Source organism: Burkholderia sp. MSMB1459WGS, from assembly GCF_001534535.1.
Lineage (GTDB): Bacteria > Pseudomonadota > Gammaproteobacteria > Burkholderiales > Burkholderiaceae > Burkholderia.
In genome coordinates this window covers 62,693-84,013 of the sequence record NZ_LPMU01000068.1, presented here as the reverse complement: position 1 = coordinate 84,013, position 21,321 = coordinate 62,693, and the positions used below count along the sequence as shown (strand labels likewise).

18 protein-coding genes and 4 tRNA genes are annotated in these 21,321 nt (G+C 65.3%); 3 read left to right on the top strand and 19 right to left on the bottom strand.

All coding sequences use genetic code 11. The annotated features are described in order from the left end of the window. Positions 1 to 123 precede the first annotated feature (123 nt). The 4 genes from WT97_RS26600 to gltX form a co-directional block, all read right to left on the bottom strand. A tRNA-Asp gene (locus tag WT97_RS26600) sits at positions 124 to 200 on the bottom strand. 77 nt (positions 201 to 277) lie between these two features. Beyond that, positions 278 to 353, bottom strand: a tRNA-Glu gene (locus tag WT97_RS26595). A 137-nt stretch (positions 354 to 490) separates the two neighbouring features. Beyond that, positions 491 to 566, bottom strand: a tRNA-Ala gene (locus tag WT97_RS26590). Positions 567 to 693: 127 nt separating this feature from the next. Continuing rightward, positions 694 to 2,103: a glutamate--tRNA ligase gene (gene gltX / locus WT97_RS26585; protein ID WP_060354679.1), complete on the bottom strand. Its 1,410-nt coding sequence runs from the start codon at positions 2,101 to 2,103 to the stop codon at positions 694 to 696. A 278-nt stretch (positions 2,104 to 2,381) separates the two neighbouring features. Between gltX and WT97_RS26580 the strand changes: the two genes are divergently transcribed. Beyond that, the gene (locus tag WT97_RS26580; RefSeq protein ID WP_059505844.1) at positions 2,382 to 3,299 is read left to right on the top strand and encodes a patatin-like phospholipase family protein; all 918 of its coding nucleotides are present in this window, start codon (positions 2,382 to 2,384) and stop codon (positions 3,297 to 3,299) included. A 153-nt stretch (positions 3,300 to 3,452) separates the two neighbouring features. Here WT97_RS26580 and WT97_RS26575 read toward each other — a convergent pair whose 3' ends face one another. The 9 genes from WT97_RS26575 to WT97_RS26535 form a co-directional block, all read right to left on the bottom strand. Further along, a complete protein-coding gene (locus tag WT97_RS26575) occupies positions 3,453 to 4,127 on the bottom strand; it encodes a C40 family peptidase (RefSeq protein WP_059790537.1) in 675 nt (224 codons plus the stop codon). A 128-nt stretch (positions 4,128 to 4,255) separates the two neighbouring features. Next, complete coding sequence (locus WT97_RS26570; protein ID WP_059505841.1) at positions 4,256 to 5,878, bottom strand: ABC transporter ATP-binding protein; 1,623 nt, start codon at positions 5,876 to 5,878, stop codon at positions 4,256 to 4,258. After that, a complete protein-coding gene (locus WT97_RS26565; RefSeq protein WP_059505839.1) occupies positions 5,875 to 6,972 on the bottom strand; it encodes an ABC transporter permease in 1,098 nt (365 codons plus the stop codon). The genes WT97_RS26570 and WT97_RS26565 overlap by 4 nt, the downstream gene beginning before the upstream one ends. A gap of 48 nt (positions 6,973 to 7,020) precedes the next feature. Further along, complete coding sequence (locus WT97_RS26560) at positions 7,021 to 8,064, bottom strand: microcin C ABC transporter permease YejB (RefSeq protein WP_034207700.1); 1,044 nt, start codon at positions 8,062 to 8,064, stop codon at positions 7,021 to 7,023. A gap of 52 nt (positions 8,065 to 8,116) precedes the next feature. Next, on the bottom strand, positions 8,117 to 9,991 hold the full coding sequence (locus WT97_RS26555; protein ID WP_060354678.1) for an extracellular solute-binding protein: 1,875 nt from the start codon (positions 9,989 to 9,991) through the stop codon (positions 8,117 to 8,119). A gap of 143 nt (positions 9,992 to 10,134) precedes the next feature. Continuing rightward, positions 10,135 to 10,491 carry a hypothetical protein gene (locus WT97_RS26550; protein ID WP_027808916.1) on the bottom strand — a complete coding sequence of 119 codons (357 nt, stop codon included), beginning with the start codon at positions 10,489 to 10,491 and terminating at the stop codon, positions 10,135 to 10,137. Positions 10,492 to 10,726: 235 nt separating this feature from the next. After that, positions 10,727 to 11,392, bottom strand: a complete 666-nt coding sequence (locus WT97_RS26545; protein WP_059790529.1) for a response regulator transcription factor — start codon at positions 11,390 to 11,392, stop codon at positions 10,727 to 10,729. Positions 11,393 to 11,411: 19 nt separating this feature from the next. Continuing rightward, positions 11,412 to 12,803: a HAMP domain-containing sensor histidine kinase gene (locus WT97_RS26540; protein ID WP_060034487.1), complete on the bottom strand. Its 1,392-nt coding sequence runs from the start codon at positions 12,801 to 12,803 to the stop codon at positions 11,412 to 11,414. 11 nt (positions 12,804 to 12,814) lie between these two features. After that, positions 12,815 to 13,489 (bottom strand): response regulator transcription factor, encoded by a 675-nt coding sequence (locus tag WT97_RS26535; RefSeq protein ID WP_060354677.1) that lies wholly within the window; start codon positions 13,487 to 13,489, stop codon positions 12,815 to 12,817. A gap of 219 nt (positions 13,490 to 13,708) precedes the next feature. Between WT97_RS26535 and WT97_RS26530 the strand changes: the two genes are divergently transcribed. Beyond that, a complete protein-coding gene (locus WT97_RS26530) occupies positions 13,709 to 14,008 on the top strand; it encodes a DUF4148 domain-containing protein (protein WP_059790524.1) in 300 nt (99 codons plus the stop codon). Between the two features lie 111 nt (positions 14,009 to 14,119). Here WT97_RS26530 and cyoD read toward each other — a convergent pair whose 3' ends face one another. The 5 genes from cyoD to WT97_RS26500 form a co-directional block, all read right to left on the bottom strand. Then, on the bottom strand, positions 14,120 to 14,452 hold the full coding sequence (cyoD, locus tag WT97_RS26525) for a cytochrome o ubiquinol oxidase subunit IV (protein ID WP_034207706.1): 333 nt from the start codon (positions 14,450 to 14,452) through the stop codon (positions 14,120 to 14,122). Next, positions 14,453 to 15,061: a cytochrome o ubiquinol oxidase subunit III gene (gene cyoC, locus WT97_RS26520; RefSeq protein WP_059505830.1), complete on the bottom strand. Its 609-nt coding sequence runs from the start codon at positions 15,059 to 15,061 to the stop codon at positions 14,453 to 14,455. After that, positions 15,061 to 17,067, bottom strand: a complete 2,007-nt coding sequence (gene cyoB, locus WT97_RS26515) for a cytochrome o ubiquinol oxidase subunit I (RefSeq protein ID WP_059505828.1) — start codon at positions 17,065 to 17,067, stop codon at positions 15,061 to 15,063. The genes cyoC and cyoB overlap by 1 nt, the downstream gene beginning before the upstream one ends. Positions 17,068 to 17,070: 3 nt before the next feature. Further along, the gene (gene cyoA / locus WT97_RS26510) at positions 17,071 to 17,958 is read right to left on the bottom strand and encodes a ubiquinol oxidase subunit II (protein ID WP_034207708.1); all 888 of its coding nucleotides are present in this window, start codon (positions 17,956 to 17,958) and stop codon (positions 17,071 to 17,073) included. Between the two features lie 278 nt (positions 17,959 to 18,236). Further along, entirely contained in the window at positions 18,237 to 19,766 is a 1,530-nt protein-coding gene (locus WT97_RS26500; protein WP_059505824.1) for a NuoM family protein, read from the bottom strand. Positions 19,767 to 20,677: 911 nt separating this feature from the next. Between WT97_RS26500 and WT97_RS26495 the strand changes: the two genes are divergently transcribed. Beyond that, positions 20,678 to 21,079, top strand: coding sequence for a cupin domain-containing protein (locus WT97_RS26495; protein ID WP_059506093.1), 402 nt, complete (start codon positions 20,678 to 20,680; stop codon positions 21,077 to 21,079). Between the two features lie 127 nt (positions 21,080 to 21,206). On the opposite strand, the gene WT97_RS26490 is transcribed toward WT97_RS26495, so the two are convergent. Then, positions 21,207 to 21,300: transfer RNA gene (locus WT97_RS26490), tRNA-Ser, on the bottom strand. Positions 21,301 to 21,321 lie beyond the last annotated feature (21 nt).

The window sequence follows — 21,321 nt, the reverse complement described above, 5'->3', positions numbered from 1 at the left end:
ATTCGAACCCCTGTACTCACCGTGAAAGGGTGATGTCCTAGGCCTCTAGACGAAGGGGACAACGTACTGCTTACATCTTTAATACAAAAGCCCGCTCAAAAACGTCTTGAACGGGCTTCGTTCTGGCGGAGCGGACGGGACTCGAACCCGCGACCCCCGGCGTGACAGGCCGGTATTCTAACCGACTGAACTACCGCTCCAGCTTTCTTACCCAACCTGCAGGACGTCGGTTACGTTCCTGCAAGCCTGCGACACTTCTACGAAACGCCGCTGAATTTGGCGTCCCCTAGGGGATTCGAACCCCTGTACTCACCGTGAAAGGGTGATGTCCTAGGCCTCTAGACGAAGGGGACAAAATCTTTTCAGATTCGTCTGACTTTCGCTATTTACTTTCATTCAACAGCGAAGGCCGAAATTCTAACTGCTTTGAATCATTTTGTGAAGCATTTATTACTACCGCCGCTTCGCAAATCAATCCAGCTTGTTCTGTTGGTGGAGGTAAGCGGGATCGAACCGCTGACCTCTTGCATGCCATGCAAGCGCTCTCCCAGCTGAGCTATACCCCCTTGCAGAACAGAAATGAGATTATATGGACCGATTTCGAACTTGTAAATACCCTTTTTACGATTCGCGCGAAATTTTTTGCGAAGCGGTCCGCTCGCTCATGCGCGGACCGCTTCGCGCGCGCCAACGTCAGCCCAGCGCGGCCTCGATGCGCGACACCACGACGTCGCGACCGAACAGCACGAGCACCGCGTCGATCGACGGCGTGTGCGTCGTGCCCGCCACCAGCAGACGCACCGGCATCGCGAGCTGCGGCATCTTCAGCTTGTGCGTGGCGAGCGTCGCCTTCAACGCGGCGGACACCGCTTCCTTCGTCCAGTCGGCCGCCTTCAGCGCGGCGACGAGATCGGACAGCGCCGGCCGCACCGCATCGGTCACGTGCTGCGCGAGCGCATCGGCGTCGGGCGCCGGCACGCGGTAGAACATCGTCGCGCCTTCCGCGATTTCCTTGACCGTCGTCGCACGATCCTTCATCAGGCCGACCACCGCGTCGAGCGCGGGGCCCGTCGCGATCGCCGCGTCGTCGATGCCGAGCGCGTCGAGGAACGGCTTCGCGAGTTCGGCGAGGCGTGCGTTGTCGGCTTCCTTGATGTAATGCGCGTTCAGCCAGCTCAGCTTGCTGTGGTCGTACTGCGCGGGCGACTTGCCGAGATGCTCGAGATCGAACCATTCGACGAACTGCTCGCGCGAGAAGATCTCGGCGTCGCCGTGCGACCAGCCGAGCCGCGCGAGATAGTTGACGACGGCCTCCGGCAGGAAGCCCGCGTCGCGGTACGCCATCACGCTCATCGCGCCATGCCGCTTGCTCATCTTCTCGCCCTGCTCGTTCAGCACGGTCGGCAAGTGCGCATAGACGGGCGGCTCGCCGCCGAGCGCATTCAGGATGTTGATCTGGCGCGGCGTGTTGTTCACGTGGTCGTCGCCACGGATCACGTGCGTGATGCCCATGTCCATGTCGTCCACCACCACGCAGAAGTTGTAGATCGGCGTGCCGTCCGGGCGCGCGATCACGAGATCGTCGAGCTCCTCGTTCGAAATCTCGACACGCCCCTTCACCGCGTCGTCCCACACGACCGTGCCCGTCAGCGGATTGCGAAAGCGCAGCACCGGCTTCACGCCGGCCGGCGGCTCCGGCAGCACCTTGCCGGGCTCCGGACGCCACGTGCCGTCGTAGCGCGGCTTCAGGCCGGCTTCGCGCTGGCGTTCGCGCAGCGCGTCGAGTTCCTCGGCCGACATGTAGCACGGGTACGCGAGGCCCTTCTCGAGCATCTGCGCGAGCACTTCGCGATAGCGGTCCATCCGCTGCATCTGGTAGATCGGGCCTTCGTCGAAATCCAGCCCGAGCCATTGCATCCCCTCGAGGATCGCATCGACCGCTTCCTGCGACGAACGCTCGACGTCGGTATCCTCGATGCGCAGCACGAACGTGCCTTTCATCTTGCGGGCGAACGCCCACGGATAGAGTGCGGAGCGGATGTTGCCGAGGTGGATGAAGCCGGTGGGACTCGGCGCGAAGCGGGTACGGACAGGACGGGTCATAAACGGTAACTCGAACGCCTGGGGCGCATGAATGATTCGACGCGGGAAGACGACGGCTGCCCGACAGCAACGGAGCCGGCGACGCCCGGAACGGGAAAGAAGCCGGAATTATACCCGTGCCGGACATCGCGCCAAGCGCACCGCTTGCTTTATGATGTGCGCGCCGCGGCCGCCAGCCGGCCCGGCGCCGGCCGCACAGAACCCGCTGCGCGGCCGCTCGCAACCTATCGCCGCCGCGGGCCGTGTAACCCGCCGCCAAGCCGCCGGAGAACCATTCGATGTCGTCCCCTCGCCTGTCGCGCCGCCACTTCACGATCGCGTGCGCGTCCGCCAGCCTCGCCGCCTGCACGTCCTTCGGCGACAAGTCCCGCCCCGGCACGGCCCTGCCGCAGGAGAAGCCCGTCAAGATCGGCATCGCGCTCGGCGGCGGCGCCGCGCGCGGCTTCTCGCACATCGGCGTGCTGAAGGCGCTCGAGGCGCGCGGCATTCCGGTCGAAATCGTCGCCGGGACGAGCGCGGGCTCGGTGGTCGGCGCGCTCTACGCGTCCGGCATGAGCGCGCTGCAGATCAACAAGATCGCGCTCGACATGGACCAGGCGTCGATCAGCGACTGGGCGCTGCCGTTTCGCTCGCGCGGCCTGCTGCAAGGCGTCGCGCTGCAGAACTTCCTGAACAAGACGCTCAACAACCGGCCGATCGAGAAGATGGCGAAGCCGCTCGGCATCGTCGCGACGGACCTGCAAAGCGGCCAGCCGATCCTGTTCCAGCAAGGCAATACCGGGCTCGCGGTACGTGCATCGTGCAGCGTGCCGTCGGTGTTCGAGCCGGTGAAGATCGGCAATCGCGAATATGTGGACGGCGGCCTGGTGAGCCCGGTGCCGGCGTCGTTCGCACGCAAGATGGGGGCGAGCTTCGTGATCGCGGTCGACATCTCGGCCCGGCCGGACGGCGCGGCGACCAACAACCCGATCGAGATGCTGCTGCAGACCTTCACGATCATGGGCCAGACGATCAAGACCTACGAGCTCGACAAGTATGCGGACGTCGTGATTCGCCCGAACCTCGCGGCGATGGGCGGCAGCGACTTCAACCAGCGCAACGCGGCGATCCTCGCGGGCGAGGAAGCGGTCGCGCGCATCATGCCGGAACTGCAGCGCAAGCTCGCGGCGGCGCGCGGCGTGGCCGCCGTCGCGTAAGCCGCAACTCCGGGAAGCGGCGGCGCACACCGCTTCCCGATAGCCGGCGCAACGACTTGCGCTCGACGTCCGCGCCGGCCCCAAAAACAAAAAACCCCTGCCGCCTTTCGGTGACAGGGGTTTTTATTGTCCGGCCCGACTACCCGGCAAACGTCAGTTGTTGCCGTTCGCCGAATCGTCGCCGATCGTCGCGCGCACGCGCTGACGCAGGTCTTCGGGCTTCATCGGGAATTCCGATTCGATCCGGCGCGCGCCGGTGAAACGCTTTTCCCAGTAGCCGCTGTCGAGATCGTCGACGCGGACAGTGCTGCCCGTCGACGGCGAATGCACGAACTTGTTGTCGCCGATATAGATGCCGACGTGCGAGAACGTGCGGCGCATCGTGTTGAAGAACACGAGATCGCCCGGCTTCAGGTTGCTCATGCTCACCTTCTCGCCGACGCGGCTCATTTCTTCCGCGCGACGCGGCAGCGACATGCCGAGCGTGTCCTGGAACACGTAGCGCACGAAACCGCTGCAGTCGAGGCCCGAATCCGGCGAGTTGCCGCCCCAGCGATACCGCACGCCGATCATGTTCAGCGCGCCGACCACCACGTCGCCCGCCTTGCCCGCCATGCCGGCAAGGAACGACTTCGCGCCGCCGCTCGACGGCTGTGCGCTGGCCTGCTGGAGGGAGGCACCCGACCCGAACTGAGTCGAATTGGTGGCATTCTGGTTAAAACTGCTGACTTCGTCGGCGAACGCGCCGGGAGCTGCTGCGAACAGGGCGCCGATGAATAGCCCGGCGATGGTGCGCGCGCATGCCTGGGTCAGGGATCGATGCTGCATTGGTCGATGGAATATGCTTAAAAATCAGCTGATTGGCGGAAAATTTCGGTCGATACTAGCCAGCGCGTAATCGTTTGTCAAAACAAATTAATAAATACAATCGAGATGGTCAGACCATTGGACGCCTATCACGCTTTCCAGACCGCTTTCAACAGCTTTTGTGTGTAAGGATGTGACGGTCTGGTGAAGATCTCGGACACCTCCCCCGACTCCACGACGGCGCCGTCCTGCATCACCGCGACGCGGTGCGCCATCGCGCCGATCACCTCCAGGTCGTGGCTGATGAACACATAGCCGAGGTTGTATTTCTGTTGCAAATTCGCGAGCAGCTTCAGCACCTGCTGCTGGATCGACACGTCGAGCGCCGACGTCGGCTCGTCGAGGATCAGGATGCGCGGCTCCAGCACGAGCGCGCGCGCGATCGCGATCCGCTGGCGCTGGCCGCCCGAGAATTCGTGCGGATAACGGTGCAGCACCGTACGGTCGAGGCCGACTTCGCGCAGCACCGCGAGCGACTTCGCGCGGCGTGCGTCGGGCGTCATGTCCGGACGATGCAGCGCGAGCCCCTCGCCGACGATCCGCTCGATCGTGTGACGCGGCGAAAGCGAACTGAACGGATCCTGAAAGACCACCTGCATGTTCGAGCGCAGCGCGGCCTGTTCGCGGCCGCGATAGGTCGACAGCGCGCGCCCCTGGAATTCGATCTCGCCGCCAGCCGTTTTCTGCAGCCCGAGCAGCGCCATCGCGAGCGTCGATTTCCCCGATCCCGATTCGCCGACGATGCCGAGCGTTTCGCCCTGCCGCACCGACACCGACACGTCCGCGACGGCCGTCACCGGCACCGTGCCGAACCAGCCCGCGAAGCCCGGCCGCTTGCGCGCGAACCGTACGCTCACGTGGCGCGCGTCGAGCACGACGGGCGCGATCGGCATCACCGGCGTGACCGCGCGTTGCGGCCGACTGTTCAGCAGCCGCTGCGTATACGGATGCTCGGGCGCCGCGAAGATCCGCTCGACGGGCCCGCTCTCGACGAGCCGGCCGCGCTCCATCACCGCGACGCGCTGCGCGAAGTGCCGCACGAGATTCAGGTCGTGCGTGATCAGCAGGATCGACATCCCACGTTTTTCCGCTTCGTCGCGCTGCAACTCCAGCAGCAGGTCGACGATCTGCGCGCGGATCGTCACGTCGAGCGCGGTGGTCGGCTCGTCGGCCAGCAGCAGGCGCGGCCGGCACGCGAGCGCCATCGCGATCATCGCGCGCTGCCGCTGGCCGCCCGACAACTGATGCGGGTAGCTGTCGACGCGCTTCTCGGGCTCCGCGATGCCGGTGCGCGCGAGCAACGCGATCGCGCGCTTGCGGGCCTCCACCGCCGATACGCCGTCGTGCAGCACGATCGTTTCCCCGATCTGCACGCCGATCGTATACAGCGGGTTAAGCGCCGTCATCGGCTCCTGGAAGATCATCGCGATGTCCGAACCGCGCAGCCCGCGCATCTCGCGCTCGCTCTTGCTTGCCAGATCCTGCCCCGCGAAGCGGATCGCACCGCCGACTTCGGCATCGCGCAGCAACCGCAGGATCGACAACGCGGTCACGCTCTTGCCCGACCCCGACTCGCCGACGAGCGCGACCCGCTCGCCGCGCCCGATCGCGAGCGTCACGTCGTCGACGGCCACCGTGTCGCCGAAGCGCACGTGCAGATGCTCGAGCGACAGCAGCGGTTCGTCCGCGTTCGATACGACCGCATCGCTCATCGCTGGCCTCCCGCGGCGCGCATCGAATCGGCGATCCGCGTGTCGAGCGCGTTGCGCAGTGCATCGCCCATGAAGGTCAGCAGCAGCAGCGTCGCGACCAGCACGCCGAACGTCGACAGCGAGATCCACCACGCGTCGAGGTTGCCCTTGCCCTGCGCGAGCAGCTCGCCGAGGCTCGGCGTCGGCGGCGGCACGCCGAGCCCGAGGAAGTCGAGGCTCGTCAGCGCGAGGATCGAGCCGCTCATCCGGAACGGCAGGAACGTGATCACCGGCGTGAGACTGTTCGGCAGCACGTGGCGCCAGATGATCTGCCCGTTCGTGAGACCCATCGCGCGGGCCGCGCGCACGTAGTCCTGCGTGCGGTTGCGCAGGAATTCCGCGCGCACGTAGTCAGCGAGGCCGATCCAGCCGAACAGCGACAGCAGCACGATCAGCAGCAGGAAGCTCGGCTCGAAGATCGACGCGAAGATGATCAGCAGGTACAGCTCGGGCAGCGAGCTCCAGATCTCGATCAGCCGCTGCCCGACGATGTCGATGCGCCCGCCGAAGAAGCCTTGCACGGCGCCCGCGGCGATGCCGAGCAGCGTGCCGATCACGGTCAGGATCAGCCCGAATTCGACCGACACGCGGAACCCGTACACGAGCCGCGCGAGCAGATCGCGGCCCTGCGCATCGGTGCCGAGCCAGTTCTCGCGCGACGGCGGCGCCGGGTTCGGCACGGTCGAGAAGTAGTTCAGCGTGTCGTAGTAGTAGCGATTCGGCGGGTAGACGACGAAGTTGCCGGGCGCCTCGAGCCGCTTGCGCACATACGGATCGAGATAGTCGGCCGGCGTCGGGAAATCGCCGCCGAAGGTCGTCTCCGGGTACGCATGGAACATCGGGAAATAGGTCTGGCCGTCGTAGCGCACGACGAGCGGCTTGTCGTTCGACCACAGCGGTGCCGCGAGGCTCGCGGCAAAGGCCACGACGAAGATCACGAAGCTCCAGTAGCCGAGGCGCTGCTGCCTGAAGCGCTGCCACACGCGACGGGCGGGCGACGGCGACACGCGCGCCCGCGCGGCGTCGATGCGGGAAGAAGCGACGGCCCGGTTCATCGCGCACCTCGCCCGCCGGCGCCGGGCATGCGAATGGCTCGTTTCATGTCAGCGCTCCAGGTTGTCGAATTGAATGCGCGGATCGACCCACACATAGCAAAGATCGGAGACCAGCTTGGTCGCGAGCCCGATCAGCGTGAACAGGTACAGCGTGCCGAGCACGACCGGGTAGTCGCGCCGCACGACCGACTCGTACGATAGCAGCCCGAGGCCGTCGAGCGAGAACAGCGTCTCGATCAGCAGGCTGCCCGTGAAGAACGCACCGATGAACGCGGCCGGGAAGCCGACGATCAGCGGCAGCATCGCATTGCGGAACACGTGCTTCCACAGCACGCTGCGCTCGGAGAGCCCCTTCGCGCGCGCGGTCAGCACGTATTGCCGGCGGATCTGGTCGAGGAACGCGTTCTTCGTGAGCATCGTGACGACCGCGAAGCTGCCGACGACCGACGCGGTGATCGGCAGCGCGATGTGCCACAGGTAGTCGAGCACCTTGCCGACGAGCGACAACTGCGCGAAGTTGTCCGACGTGAGGCCGCGCAACGGGAAGAGCTGCCAGAACGAGCCGCCGCCGAACAGCACGAGCAGCAGCACGCCGAGCACGAAGCCCGGGATCGCATAGCCGACGAGCACGACGAGGCTCGTCGCGACGTCGAACGGCGAACCGTTGCGCACCGCCTTCGCGATGCCGAGCGGCACCGAGATCAGGTACGTGAGGAAGAACGTCCACAGCCCGATGCTGATCGACACGGGCAGCTTCTGCACGACCAGCGACCACACGCTCTGGTGGCGAAAATAGCTGTCGCCGAGATCGAAGCGTGCGAAGCGCTTCAGCATCAGCCAGTAGCGTTCGAGCGGCGGCTTGTCGAAACCGTACAGCGCCTTGAGCTGCGCGAGCTGCTGCGCGTCGACGCCGGTGTGCGCGCGCATCCCGAACGGCGTCGCGCCCTGTTCCGTCGCGCCCTTGCGCAACTCCTGCACGGCCTGCTCGACCGGGCCGCCCGGCACGAACTGGATCACCGCGAACGTGAGCGTCAGCACGCCGACGAGCGTCGGGATCATCAGCAGCAGGCGTTTGAGGATGTAGCTCCACATAGGGCGTCGACTCGTGATCGGGTGGCGGGGTTGGACGAAGGGCCGGCGCGGGTCAGTGATCGGGCTTCGCCCACCAGGTCGACACGACCCAGCCCTCGGCCGAATAGTACAGCGGCAGCGTCTGCGGATAGGCCAGTGTGCGCTTGTACGCGATGCGGTGCGTCGTGCTGTACCACTGCGGAACCGCGTAGTAGCCGTGCATCAGCACACGGTCGAGCGCGTGCGTCGCGTCGAGCAGTTCCTCGCGCGTCTGCGCGGTGCCGAGCGCTTGCAGCAATGCGTCGACGGCCGGCGATTTCAGCCCGATGAAGTTGTCGGAGCCCGGCTCGTCGGCGAACTTGCTCGCGTAACGCGAGTATTGCTCGGCGCCCGGCACCTGCACGCCCGGCAGTCGGATCGTCGTCATGTCGTAGTCGAACGCATCGAGGCGCTTTTGCAGCAGCGCGTAATCGGCCGTGCGAAAGCGCACGTCGATGCCGAGCTTCGCGAGGTTGCGCCGGTAGGCGGTCACGACGCCTTCCATCGCGCCGCCCGCATCGTCGAGGATCTCGAACGCGAACGGCTCGCCCTTCGCATTGCGCAGCGCGCCGTCGCGGTAGGTCCAGCCGGCCTGTTCGAGCAGTGCGCGTGCCTTCAGCAGGTTCGCGCGCAGCGAGCCTGGCGGATTCGTGTCCGGCTGCGTGACCATCGGGCCGAACACGGCCGGATCGAGCTGCGCGCGCAGCGGCTCCAGCAGCTTCAGCTCGCCGGCGCCCGGCGTACCGGTCGCCTGCAGGTCGGTGTCGGCGAAATAGCTGTCGAGGCGCGTGTATGCGCTGTAGAACAACTGGCGGTTCAGCCATTCGAAGTCGAACGCGAGATCGAGCGCCCGGCGCACGCGCACGTCGCGAAACAGCGGCCGGCGCAGGTTCATGAAGAAGCCCTGCATGCCGGCGCCGTTATGTTGGCGGAATTCGCGCTTGACGAGCTCGCCGCTGTCGAAGCGCTTGCCGACGTCGCGCCGCGTCCAGTTGCGCGCGACGTACTCGACGAGCACGTCGTATTCGCCGGCCTTGAACGCCTCGAGCCGCGCGACGCCGTCGCCGTACAGCTTGTAGACGATCCGCTCGAAGTTGTTGGTGCCGATCCGTACCGGCAGATCGGCGCCCCAGTACGCGGGATTGCGCCGGTAGGTGATCGTGCGGCCGTTGTCGTAGCGCTCGATCAGGTACGGGCCGCTGCCGATCGGCTGCTCGAACGCGAGCTGGTCGAACGGGACGCGCGAGCCGTCCGCACGCAATCCCCACTTGCGCGAGAACACGGGCACGCCGCCGGCGATCAGCGGCAACTCGCGATTCGCGCTACGGAACTCGAACCGCACGGTCGCCGGATCGACGACGACGGCCTTCGCGATCTCCGCGAAATACGCGCCGAACTGCGGTGCGGCCTGCTTGCTCTTCAGCGTGTCGAACGAAAACTTGACGTCGTCGGCCGTGACGCGCTCGCCGTTCGAGAAGCGCGCGCGCGGATTCAGGTGAAACGTGACCGAGCGGCGGTCCGGCGCGACGTCGATGTCGTCGGCCAGCAGCCCGTATGCGGACGCCGGTTCGTCGGAGCTGCCGGTCGCGAGGCTCTCGAACAGCATGTCGATTCCGGGTGCGGAGTTGCCGCGCATCGTGAACGGATTGAACTTGTCGAACGACGTCATCCGGTTCGGGTTCGCGAGCACGAGCGTGCCGCCCTTCGGTGCGTCGGGGTTCACGTAGTCGAAATGCTTGAAGCCCGGCGGATACTTCGGCTCGCCGTACTGCGCAATGGCGTAGGCCGCGTGCGCGGACGGCGCGGCGAGCGCCGCGTGCAACGCCAGCACCGCGGCCGCGCGGCCGGCGGCCCGCAGCGCGCCGACGCAGGCGCGGGCCGCGGCGGTCCGGGGCGAACCCTTCGTCATAGAGGCCCTGTCGTCGAATGAGGGTAGTAACGTGGAGCGATTCTACCCATTCAATCCGTCGAGCCAAAAGAAAACCGCCACACGGGCGGTTTTCTCGCGAACAACTGTCGCGCACGCGGCACGCATGCGCGACCGGTCGTCGATCAGCGCCAGCCGTTGTGGCGGCCGTGATCCCAGTGGCCGCGATCGCCGCCCCAGCCGCGCCCATGGTGACGATACCACTCGTCGCGGCCCCAGTAGCGGCGGCCGTCCCAGTAGCGGTCGCCGTGCCAGCCGATCACGATCGCCGGCGCCGGCGCGTACACGGGCGCCGGTGCATAGACAGGCGCCGGCTGATAGACGACCGGCGGAGGCGGCGGCGCATACACGGGCGCGGGCGCGACGTAGACCGGTGCCGGCACGCCGACGTTGATCCCGACATTGACTCCCGCCATTGCTGCGCCCGACACGAGCAAGGCCGTCATACCGGTCAGGAGCGAGGCAACACGCAAAGTCTTCATGGATTCCTCTTCTGGTTGTGTCATGTGTGATTCGACTATAACGGCAAGCGCCGTCCCCGCATATTTCAAGTTTGTAAGAACTGATGCGCGGCATCGCAACGGGAAGCCGGCGCTAACGTCTTGTAACAATCGACGCCGATTTGGCCGCCGAGCCCGCGCGCATCGAGTCGAGCTCGCTCCGCAGCTTCGGGGTAGTCAAGATCTTCTTCCAGCCCAGCGGCGATATCCGCAGCCATCATCCGCCCGTGTCGAACCGGAAGCCGAATCGCGCGACCGTTTCGATCCGCGCGGAAAACGCATGCGCGGCCAGCTTGCGCCGCAACCGGACGACCAGCGCATTGACCGTTTCGGGTTCGATGTCGGCATCGCCCCACGCGTAACGCAGCACGGCGTCGCGCCCGACCGGCCGCCCTGCTTCGCGCAGCAGGCATTCGATCACGCGAAATTCCCGTGCGCTGAGCGCGAGCCGCCGGCCACGCTCGTCGAGTGCGCGCGTCGCCGTGTCGAGCCGGATCGATTCACGCATCGCGACGATGCCCGCGCGGCGCCACAGCGCGTGCAACCGCTCGTGCAATTCGACGAACGAGCACGGATGGGCGAGGCATACGTCGCAGCCGGCCTTGAGGATCTGCGCACGCTCGGCGGACGTCGTGCCGGCGACGATCGCGGCAATCGTCGCGCTGCCGGCCGACGCGGCGAGCGGCGGCAATCCGTCGAGAATCGCCGGCACGGCGGCACCGTCGGTCGCAACGATCACGATCGCGTCGAACCGCTCCTGCGTCGCCGCGAAACAGCCGTCGCGCCAGTCGCCGATGCGCTCGACGCCGTGCATGCTCTCTCGAAACGCCTTGTCGAGCCGCAACGCGTCCGGCGTCGGCGGCGCAATCAGCAGGATGCGCATGGATCGGCCCCCTCCCGCGTCACGCGAGCGAACGCGGCCAGCATTCGACCGTGATCGCCGCACCGGCCGGCTGGGCATCGCCGATCCGCAACGCGAAACCGTGCACGCGCATCACCGCCGACACGATGCTCAACCCGAGCCCCGAGCCGTTCACATGGCGCGTGCGCTCGCCGCGATAGAAGCGTTCGAGCACCGCGTTGCGCTCGCCGGGCGCAATGCCCGGCCCGGTGTCCTCGAACCGGACGAGCGGGCCATGCGGTGTCGTCTGGAGCACGACGCGTACGCGGCCGCCCGGCGGCGTGAACTTGATCGCGTTGTCCGCGAGATTGCTGAACGCCTCGAACAGCAGCGCACGATCGCCATGGATGCCGTCGACCGCGGCCGCATCGAGCTCGAACGACACGTCGACGGCCTCGGCCAACGGCTCGTAAAGCTCGCACACGTCGCACAGCAACGCCGCGACGTCGACCGCGGCAAAACCGCCGCGCCGGCTCAGCGTCCCGATCTCGGAGATGCGCAGCATCGCGCGAAAACGTTCGAGCAGGCGGTCGGTTTCGTCGCGCGCCGACGCCAGCAGCGCCGCCGACGCGGGATCGTGTGCGCAGAACGGCTGGTCGGCAAGCCGCGCCAGCATCGTATGCACGCGTGCGAGCGGCGTGCGCAGGTCGTGCGCGATCCCGTCGCAGGTATGCCGCACCTCGCCCATCAGCCGCTCGACTTCGTCGAGCATGTGATTCACGAGATGCGCGAGCAGATCGAGTTCGTCGTAGCGGCCGACCGGCAGCCGCTTGCCGAGATCGCCTTCGGCGATCTGTCGCGTGACGCGCCGGATCGCGGCGACACGGCGCATCTGCCGCATGCCGAGCATGCTGCCGCCCGCGATGCCCGCGATCAGGATCATCACGCCGCCGACCACGAGCCCGCGGATCGCGACGTCGCGGATCTGGATGAAGTGCGACAGGTCGCGCGCAACGACCAACGTCATCCCGTTGTCGCGGCGCACGGCCATCGCGCGCGCGATCGGCGCCGATTGGCCGTCGAGCAGCGCGAGCGTGCGGTCCAGCGTACGGCCGTGGCGATCCGTGCGCAGCGTGGGCGGCGTCGCGATGTCGCCGGCCACGCGGCGCCCGTTCGCATCGAACAGCCCGTAGAAATTCGTATGCATGTGCTCGTGCTCGAGCCGCCGATGGATTGCTAGCGGCAGCGCGGCATCGGGAATCGAATCGAAATAGATCAGTTGCCACGCGAGCACCTCGTCGGTATCGCGTGTCATCGTGTGCGTCGCGGCCACGCTGATCACGCCCGCGAGCAGCAGCAGCGACACCGAAAAGATCGCCGCGTACGCGCACAGCCAGCGAAACGTCGTCGTATGCCAGCGGCGCGTGAAGTTCGCCGCGCGGGCTGCGTCCATTCGCGCCTCCGTCAAGCGAGCATGTAGCCCGACCCGCGCACCGTCTGGATCATCGGGTCCGCGCCGGGCGGGTCGATCTTCTTGCGCAACCGGCCCATGTGAACGTCGATCAGATTGGTGCCGGGATCGAAGTGATAGCCCCACACGGCCTCGAACAGCATCGTGCGCGTGATCGTCTGGCCCGCGTTGCGCATCATGAATTCGAGCACGCGGAACTCGGTCGGCAGCAGCGGAATCTCGTCGGCGTCGCGGCGCGCGCAGCGCGAAATGAGGTCGAGCTCGAGCGCGCCGACCTTCAGCAGCGTCTGCTGCGGCACGCCCGATGCCTGCCGGCGACGCAGCAGCACTTCGATGCGCGCGCTCAGTTCGCCGGAATCGAACGGCTTCGTCAGGTAATCGTCGCCGCCCGCGCGCAATCCGCGGATGCGCTCGTCGACGTCGCCCAGCGCGCTCAGCATCAGCACCGGCGTATCGATGCCGACCGTGCGCATCGCGGTCACGATCGCGAGGCCGTCCGCGCCCGGCAGCATCCGGTCGAGCGTGATCGCGTCGTACGACGCGCTCATCGCACGCATCATCCCTTCGCGGCCGTTGTCGATCCAGTCGACCTCGAACCCGCGTGCGGTCAGTTCGCCGACGATTTCGTTCGCGGTCACCGCATCGTCCTCGACCGTCAGTACTCGCATGGTTGCCCTCGCCATCAATTTCAAGACGGGCGCGCACGATGCGCCCGCCACTATCGTAAGCGCTGCGGTCGCCGTGCGACGTCAGATGAAAATAGCTTCATCCTGCATCGCACCGCGCGCGCATGAAACATGTTTCATCCGTGCGTCGGCCGCCCTGCGGCAGGGTCCGCCTACGCTGACCTTCATGCGGCATCGGGCCGCGAAACCAGGAGCCATCGGATGAAACTGTCGACCACCGTCGCCTGCATGCTGCTCGCATGCGCCAGCACCGCCGCGTTCGCGGGGCCGCACCTCACTCCGCAGGAATGCAACGCGTACCCGTTCGTGCACACGGGTCGCGGCGTCACGCGTGCGGACCTCGTGCGTGAGCTGACCGAGCTCGAACAGGTCGGCTACGATCCCGCCCATGCGAGCCCGTACTACCCCGACGATCTCGACGGCGCGAAGCATCGGCTCGCCGCCGAGTACCGCGCCGACTGCACGCATGCGCTGACGGCCGACGCGGGCGCGCGGCACTGACTGCACCGTCCGGCGCAACGCAACAGCCGGAAAAACAAAAAGGCGGCACGTGCGTGCCGCCTTTGTTTCGCGAATCCGCACGGATATGGATCCGCCGCGCCACGCTGCCGCTCAACGCGACATCATGTTCATGCTGACGTTGTGCATCACCCAAAGCGTGCCGACGATCAGGATCGCCGCGGTCAGCACCGTATAGCTGAACGCCATCACGTTCCAGCGCTGGCCCGACGAGCCGTTCATGTGCAGGAAGTACACGAGGTGCACGACGATCTGCACGAACGCGAGCACGGCCAGCCCGACCAGCGACGCATGCGGCGACAGCACGCCGCCCATCACGAGGCCGAACGACGCGGCCGTGAGCAGCACCGACAGGATGAAACCGGCGACGTAGCCGCCGACACTGCCGTGCCCTTCTTCGAGTTGAGACGAATGCGAATGGGCCATTTAGATCACGCTCGCGAGATAGACAAAGGAAAACACGCAGATCCACACGATGTCGAGGAAGTGCCAGAACAGGCTCAGGCACGTCAGGCGTCGCAGGTCGCGATCGGTCAGGTCGCCGCCGCGCGATACGATCTGCGCGGCCAGCACGATCATCCACAAGAGGCCGGCCGTCACGTGCAGCCCGTGCGTGCCGACCAGCGTGAAGAACGCCGACAGGAACGCGCTGCGCTGCGGGCCGGCGCCCTCCGCGATCAGGTGCGAGAACTCGCGCAGTTCCATCGCGAGAAACGCCGCGCCGAGCACGAACGTCACTGCGAGCCACGCGAGCAGCGCACCGCGCCGCTGCTTGTACGCCGCCAGCATCGCGAAACCGTACGTGATGCTCGACAGCAGCAGCGCGGCGGTTTCGACCGCCACACCCGGAATGTCGAACAGCTCTTTCGCGGTCTGCCCGCCCGCGTACTGGTGGCCGAGCACCGCGAACGTCGCGAACAGCGCCGCGAAGATCACGCAGTCGGTCATCAGGTACAGCCAGAAACCGAACACCGAATGCGACGGCGGATGGTCGTCGTGCTCGAGCAGGGTTGCGCTCAAGGTTTTCTGCAACATCAGTTGGCCTCCAGTTCCACGTCGTCGACGCGCGCAGCCGGGCGCTTCGTCGGCTGCTTGTCTTCGGTCTTGCGCACCGTCGACGCAGGGATGTAATAGCCGTCGTTATCGCGCGAGCTGTAGATCACGAGCGTCGCGACGATCCCGACGAGCCCGCCGATCGCCATCCACCAGATGTGCCATACCAGCGCGAAGCCGAGCACCAGGCTGAAGATCGCGATCACGAGGCCCGCACAGGTATTCGACGGCATGTGGATGTCGCGAATCGCCGCCGGGTTCGGCCGGCCTTCGCCGCGCGCCTTCATGTCCGCATACGCGTCGAGCGTGCGCACCTGTGGGATCACCGCGAAGTTGTAGTCGGCCGGCGGCGACGAGGTCGCCCACTCCAGCGTACGACCGCCCCACGGGTCGCCCGTCGTGTCGCGGTACTCGGGCAGATGGCGGTTGCGGATACTGACCACCAGTTGCAGCAGCTGGCACGCGATGCCGACCGCGATCAGCACGGCGCCGAACGCGGCAACCAGCAGCCACGGATGCCACGCCGGATTGTCGTAGTGGTTCAGGCGACGCGTCATGCCCATGAAGCCGAGTACGTAGAGCGGCACGAACGCGACGTAGAAGCCGACCTGCCAGAACCAGAACGCGGCCTTGCCGAGCTTCTCGTTCAACTTGAAGCCGAACGCCTTCGGGAACCAGTAGTTGAAGCCCGCGAGATAGCCGAACAACACACCGCCAATGATCACGTTGTGGAAGTGCGCGATCAGGAACAGGCTGTTGTGCAGCACGAAGTCCGCGCCGGGAATCGCCATCATCACGCCGGTCATGCCGCCGAGCGTGAACGTGACCATGAAGCCGATCGTCCACAGCACGGGCGTCGTGAATTCGATCCGGCCGCGGTACATCGTGAACAGCCAGTTGAACACCTTCACGCCGGTCGGAATCGCGATGATCATCGTCATGATCCCGAAGAACGCATTCACGTTCGCGCCCGAGCCCATCGTGAAGAAGTGATGCAGCCACACGAGGAACGACAGCACCATGATCGCGCAGGTCGCGTACACCATCGTCTTGTAGCCGAACAGCGGCTTCTTCGCGAACGTCGCGATGACTTCCGAGAAGATCCCGAACGCCGGCAGGATCAGGATGTATACCTCCGGATGACCCCATGCCCAGATCAGGTTCAGATACAGCATCGCGTTGCCGCCGGCGTCGTTCGTGAAGAAGTGCATGCCGAGGTAACGATCGAGGCCGAGCAGCGCGAGCGTCGCGGTCAGGATCGGGAACGACGCCATGATCAGCACGTTCGTGCAGAGCGCCGTCCACGTGAACACCGGCATCTTCATCAGCGTCATGCCGGGCGCGCGCATCTTGATGATCGTCACGAAGAAATTCACGCCGGTCAGCAGCGTGCCGACGCCGGAGATCTGCAGCGCCCACAGGTAATAGTCGACCCCTACCCCCGGACTGAACTGCAGCTCCGACAGCGGCGGGTACGCGAGCCAGCCCGTCTGAGCGAACTCGCCGATCACGAGCGACACGTTGATCAGGATCGCGCTGACCGCCGTCATCCAGAACGACAGCGAGTTGATGAACGGGAACGCGACGTCGCGCGCACCGATCTGCAGCGGCACGACCAAGTTCATCAGGCCGACCATGAACACCATCGCCATGAAGAAGATCATGATCACGCCGTGTGCCGTGAAGATCTGGTCATAGTGGTGCGGCGGCAGGTAGCCGGGCGCGTTGTACGCGAGCGCGAGCTGCATGCGCATCATGATCGCGTCGGCGAAGCCGCGCAGCAGCATGATCAGCGCGACGATGATGTACATCACGCCGAGTCTCTTGTGGTCGACCGTGGTCAGCCATTCCGTCCACAGCCATTTCCATCGGCCGGTGATCGTCAGCGCAGCGAGAATGCCCAGCACGACCAGCCCCATGAAGGCGCCGGCCCCCATGATGATGGGCTGATCGAACGGGATCGCCGAAAGTGTGAGTTTGCCGAACATGCGTTACCCCTTCGTGCCGCAGGCGGCGTCCTTCAGGTCGAGGACGTGGCCATCGTTGTATTTCGCGATGATGTTGTGGAAGAGCCGCGGGTCGACCGACGAGAAGTAGCGCACCGGCGCCTTCTCGCTCGGCTGCGCGACGCCGCCGTACATCGTCGCGTCGAGCCGGTCCGGCGACGCCTTCACCTTCTGCACCCACGCATCGAACTGCTCGCGCGGCTCGGCGAGCGTGCGGAACTTCATGTCGGAAAAACCGCGGCCGCTGAAGTTGGCGGACGTGCCCGCGTAGTTGCCGGGCTCGTCGGCGATCAGGTGAAGGCGCGTCTGCATGCCGGCCATCGCGTAGACCTGGCCGCCGAGCTGCGGGATGAAGAACGAATTCATCACCGAATCCGACGTGATGCGGAAGTTCACCGGCGTGCCGACCGGAATCGCGAGCTGGTTCACCGACGCGATGCCGAGTTCCGGATAGATGAACAGCCACTTCCAGTCGAGCGCGACCACCTCGACGTCGATCGGCTTCACCGCCGATTCGAGCGGCTTGTACGGATCGAGCTCGTGCGTGGTCTTCCACGTGAGCACGCCGAGGAACAGGATGATCAGCGTCGGCACCGTCCAGATCACGACCTCGATCGCGGTCGAGTGCGACCAGTTCGGCGCGTAGGTGGCACTGCGATTGGACGCGCGATAACGCCACGCGAACCACAGCGTGAGCAGGATCACCGGCACGACGACGATCAGCATCGCCCACGTCGAGGTGGCGATCAGCGCCTTTTCGGCGGCGCCGACGCTTCCTTTCGGATTTAGTACATCTAAATTACAACCTGACAGGCTCAACGCCGCGCCGCTTGACATCAGCGCCGTCCAGCCCCTTGAAACGCTTCTTTTCATCACACCGCCCGAGGGTCATTGAATCCGTTTGCGTATGCCCGATGCGCATTCGATTCACGAAATTGGCCGAATCATACGTCGCGCGGGTGCGATGAAAAACCGGTGCATGCGGCAAATCATCATTGCAAAATCTGCCGTGAGTCACATTGTCGCGGGGCAATTTCACGCAGCCGGGAGCGAGCCCGGCACGCCCCGTGCCGGGCCTCGATCGATGCGTGCGCAACGATGCTCGCCGCGCGATGCGGCCCGCTCGAGCGGCGCGGCTCGGTGCGCCGCGATCAGTCGTGCGTCGATGCCATGTACGACGGCAGCGCCTGCGCGGGGCCGTCCCCTGCCGGCACTTTCGAACGGCTCGCTTCCTGGATCAGCTTGCCGACGGTCGGATCGATCGCATCGGTGAAGGGCTTCGGATCGATGCCGACTGCCAGCACGATCAGTGCGAGCGACGCGAACATCACGATCTCGCGACGATTCAAGTCGGCGAGCTTCGCGATCCGCTGGCTCGATACCTTGCCGAAAACCACGCGCTTGAGCATCCATAGCGTGTACGACGCGCTGAGGATCAGCGTGAGCGCCGCGATCGCGCCGATCCAGAAGTTGAAGCGGATCGCGCCCATGATCACCATGAACTCGCCGACGAACCCCGACGTGCCCGGCAGGCCGACGTTGGCCATCGCGAACAGCAGCGTGAAGGTCGCGAAACGCGGCATCACGCCCGCCACGCCGCCGTACGCCGCTATCTCACGCTGCCGGGTGCGATCCACGAGCACGTTCACGCACAACAGCATCGCGCCCGCCACGAAGCCGTACGACACGAGCTGTACGATCGCGCCTTCGACGCCGATCCGGTTGAACAGGAACAGCCCGAGCGTGACGATCCCCATGTGCGCGACCGTCGAATACGCGAGCAGCTTGCCGAGATCGGTCTGCGCGAGTGCGATCAGGCTCGCGTAGACGATCGCGAACAGCGACAGCGCGATCACGGCCGGCGCGAAGAAGTGGCTCGCGTCGGGCGTGATCGGCAGCGCGAAGCGCAGGAATCCGTAACCGCCGAGCTTGAGCATCGCGAGCATCAGCGCGGCACCGGTCGGACCGTCCGTGTACACGTCGCTCAGCCACGTGTGGACCGGCCACATCGGCACCTTGACCGCGAACGCGGCGAAGAAACCGAGGAACACCAGCAACTGCGGCGCGAAGCCGAGCTGCAGCGTGCGCCACACGGCCATGTCGAACGTATGCGACTGCGCGTACAGGTACAGCATCGCCATCAGCAGCAACAGCGAGCCGGCGAACGAGATGAAGAAGAACTTCACGGCCGCATACACGCGGCGCTCGCGCCCCCACGTGCCGATCAGCAGATACAGCGGGATCAGCGTCGCCTCGAAGAAGATGAAGAACAGGAGCCCGTCCTGCGCGACGAACACGCCGACCATCAGCCCCGACAGGATCAGGAACGACGCGTAGTACTGCGCGACGCGCACCGTGACCGACTCCCACGACGCCACCACCACCACGAGCGTCGTGAACGCAGTCAGCACGACGAGCCACAGCGATGCGCCGTCGATGCCGACCCGCCATCCGGCATTGAACGCCGCCAGCCAGTCGCGTCTTTCGACGAACTGCATCGTCGCCGAATGCGCGTCGAAGCCGGCAATCAGCGGGACGACGGCCGCAAGCCCGGCAATCGCGCCGACCAGCGCGATCAATCGTATCCGGTGTGAATGCCGGTCGGAACCGGCGCGCAGCAATCCCGCGCCGAACAGTATCGGAACCCAGATGGCCAGGCTCAGGAAGGGAAAATCATGCATGTCAACAAGGCCTTGAGGAGGTCGCGCGTTGCATCGGGGACAGGCGCGACGAAAGGAACGAAATCAAATCGACAGGTAGATTTCGTGAATCGCCAATGTTGGCTAAATGTAAAGCGGCATCACTGGAAAACTTGATGTCACTCAAACGCGATCGGGTTAACCAGCATAAGACGATTGATTATTTTCTGCAGCGCAGCAGAGCGTTATTTTTGGGTGCCGGCGTAGTTCTCTGATTTTTATGAGTAATTTTTCGTATTGCTCGATGCGCTACGCGACGCATATCGACGCGGCGCCGCATTTTTGACGTCAACCGATCATTTCAAAGGGTTGGAACGACATGACTGACGTTCCGCGGTGCAGCGGTCGCTCCGCCTTCTCCGTCTTACACGGATACTTTCATTTTTATTTCAATCTATTTCGCGTAGCGCAAGCCAGGCAAAGCGTTGCCCTCGCCTGCCGGTTTCACGTGGTCCGCCCCGCTAACGCCGATATCTCGAGCAATTCCCTACGCGCAGGGTCATCGCACGATAGTGATCGCGCGGTGAGGGAGCCGTCGACCATTGCATGCCGATAGACCCGGGTTAGCCGGACAAAGTCGCTCGCGGACGATTCCCACGTCATATCCCTACGCGTCACCTGCTCCATTCTCCCGAAAGATTTTCTTTCGGCTTGGACAAGATGTTCTCGATTGTCGACGGGCCGGACGGTGGGCATAGTTCCTCGCTCGCCGTGCAGATCGCAGCAAAGCCGGCTCGACCGGTGGCTTCGGTACGTTCGCTGCGTTCCTTCGTTCCCCGGCCAGCGGTCGGGATCGTCCTTGCCGGCGAGCACGCGGTCGATCAATGAGCGACCTCCGCATACCGGATTCTCCCGTCACGCGCCAACGGCGAATGCTAGCCAGAGACTGTCCCATGAAAATCTATCGCTGCCTTCCTCTCATCTTGTTGACCCTGGCGAGCACTCGGCTCGCCGAAGCCGCCGATCGGGCACCCGCGGCCAAGGACACCGTCGTCTTGCAACGCGTTCCCGTCCCGGGATCGGATCACGAGATGGGCATGGGCATTGCCGAGTTTCCCCCGAACGCCTCGAAGCCGCGGCACAAGGCGACTGGGCCCGAGGTTGCATACGTGTTGTCTGGCGAGGTCACGGTGCAGGTCGACGGTCAACCCACGCGGGTCGTTCACGCGGGCGAGAGTTATCGGATGCCGGCGGGTGTCGTCCACGTGACGACTGCCGGGCCGGCAGGGGCGAAGGTTCTTGCCACGTGGGCCTGGATACCCGGCAAGCCGTTCAACATCCGTGTGCCGGACTAGCAGGCGCCGATCGACGGCGGCAACCTGTCCGCTGCGTCGAGGCGGGTTCGCGAAATTGGGCGAGCCTCAAGCTGAAAAAGAAAAAGCCCCGCAAGTCCGAGAACTTGCGGGGCTTTGTCACCGCTTTTGGCGGAGACGGAGGGATTCGAACCCTCGATCCAGGTTTTGGCCCAGATGCTCCCTTAGCAGGGGAGTGCCTTCGACCTCTCGGCCACGTCTCCCAAACTTTCGCTCGCACCAGG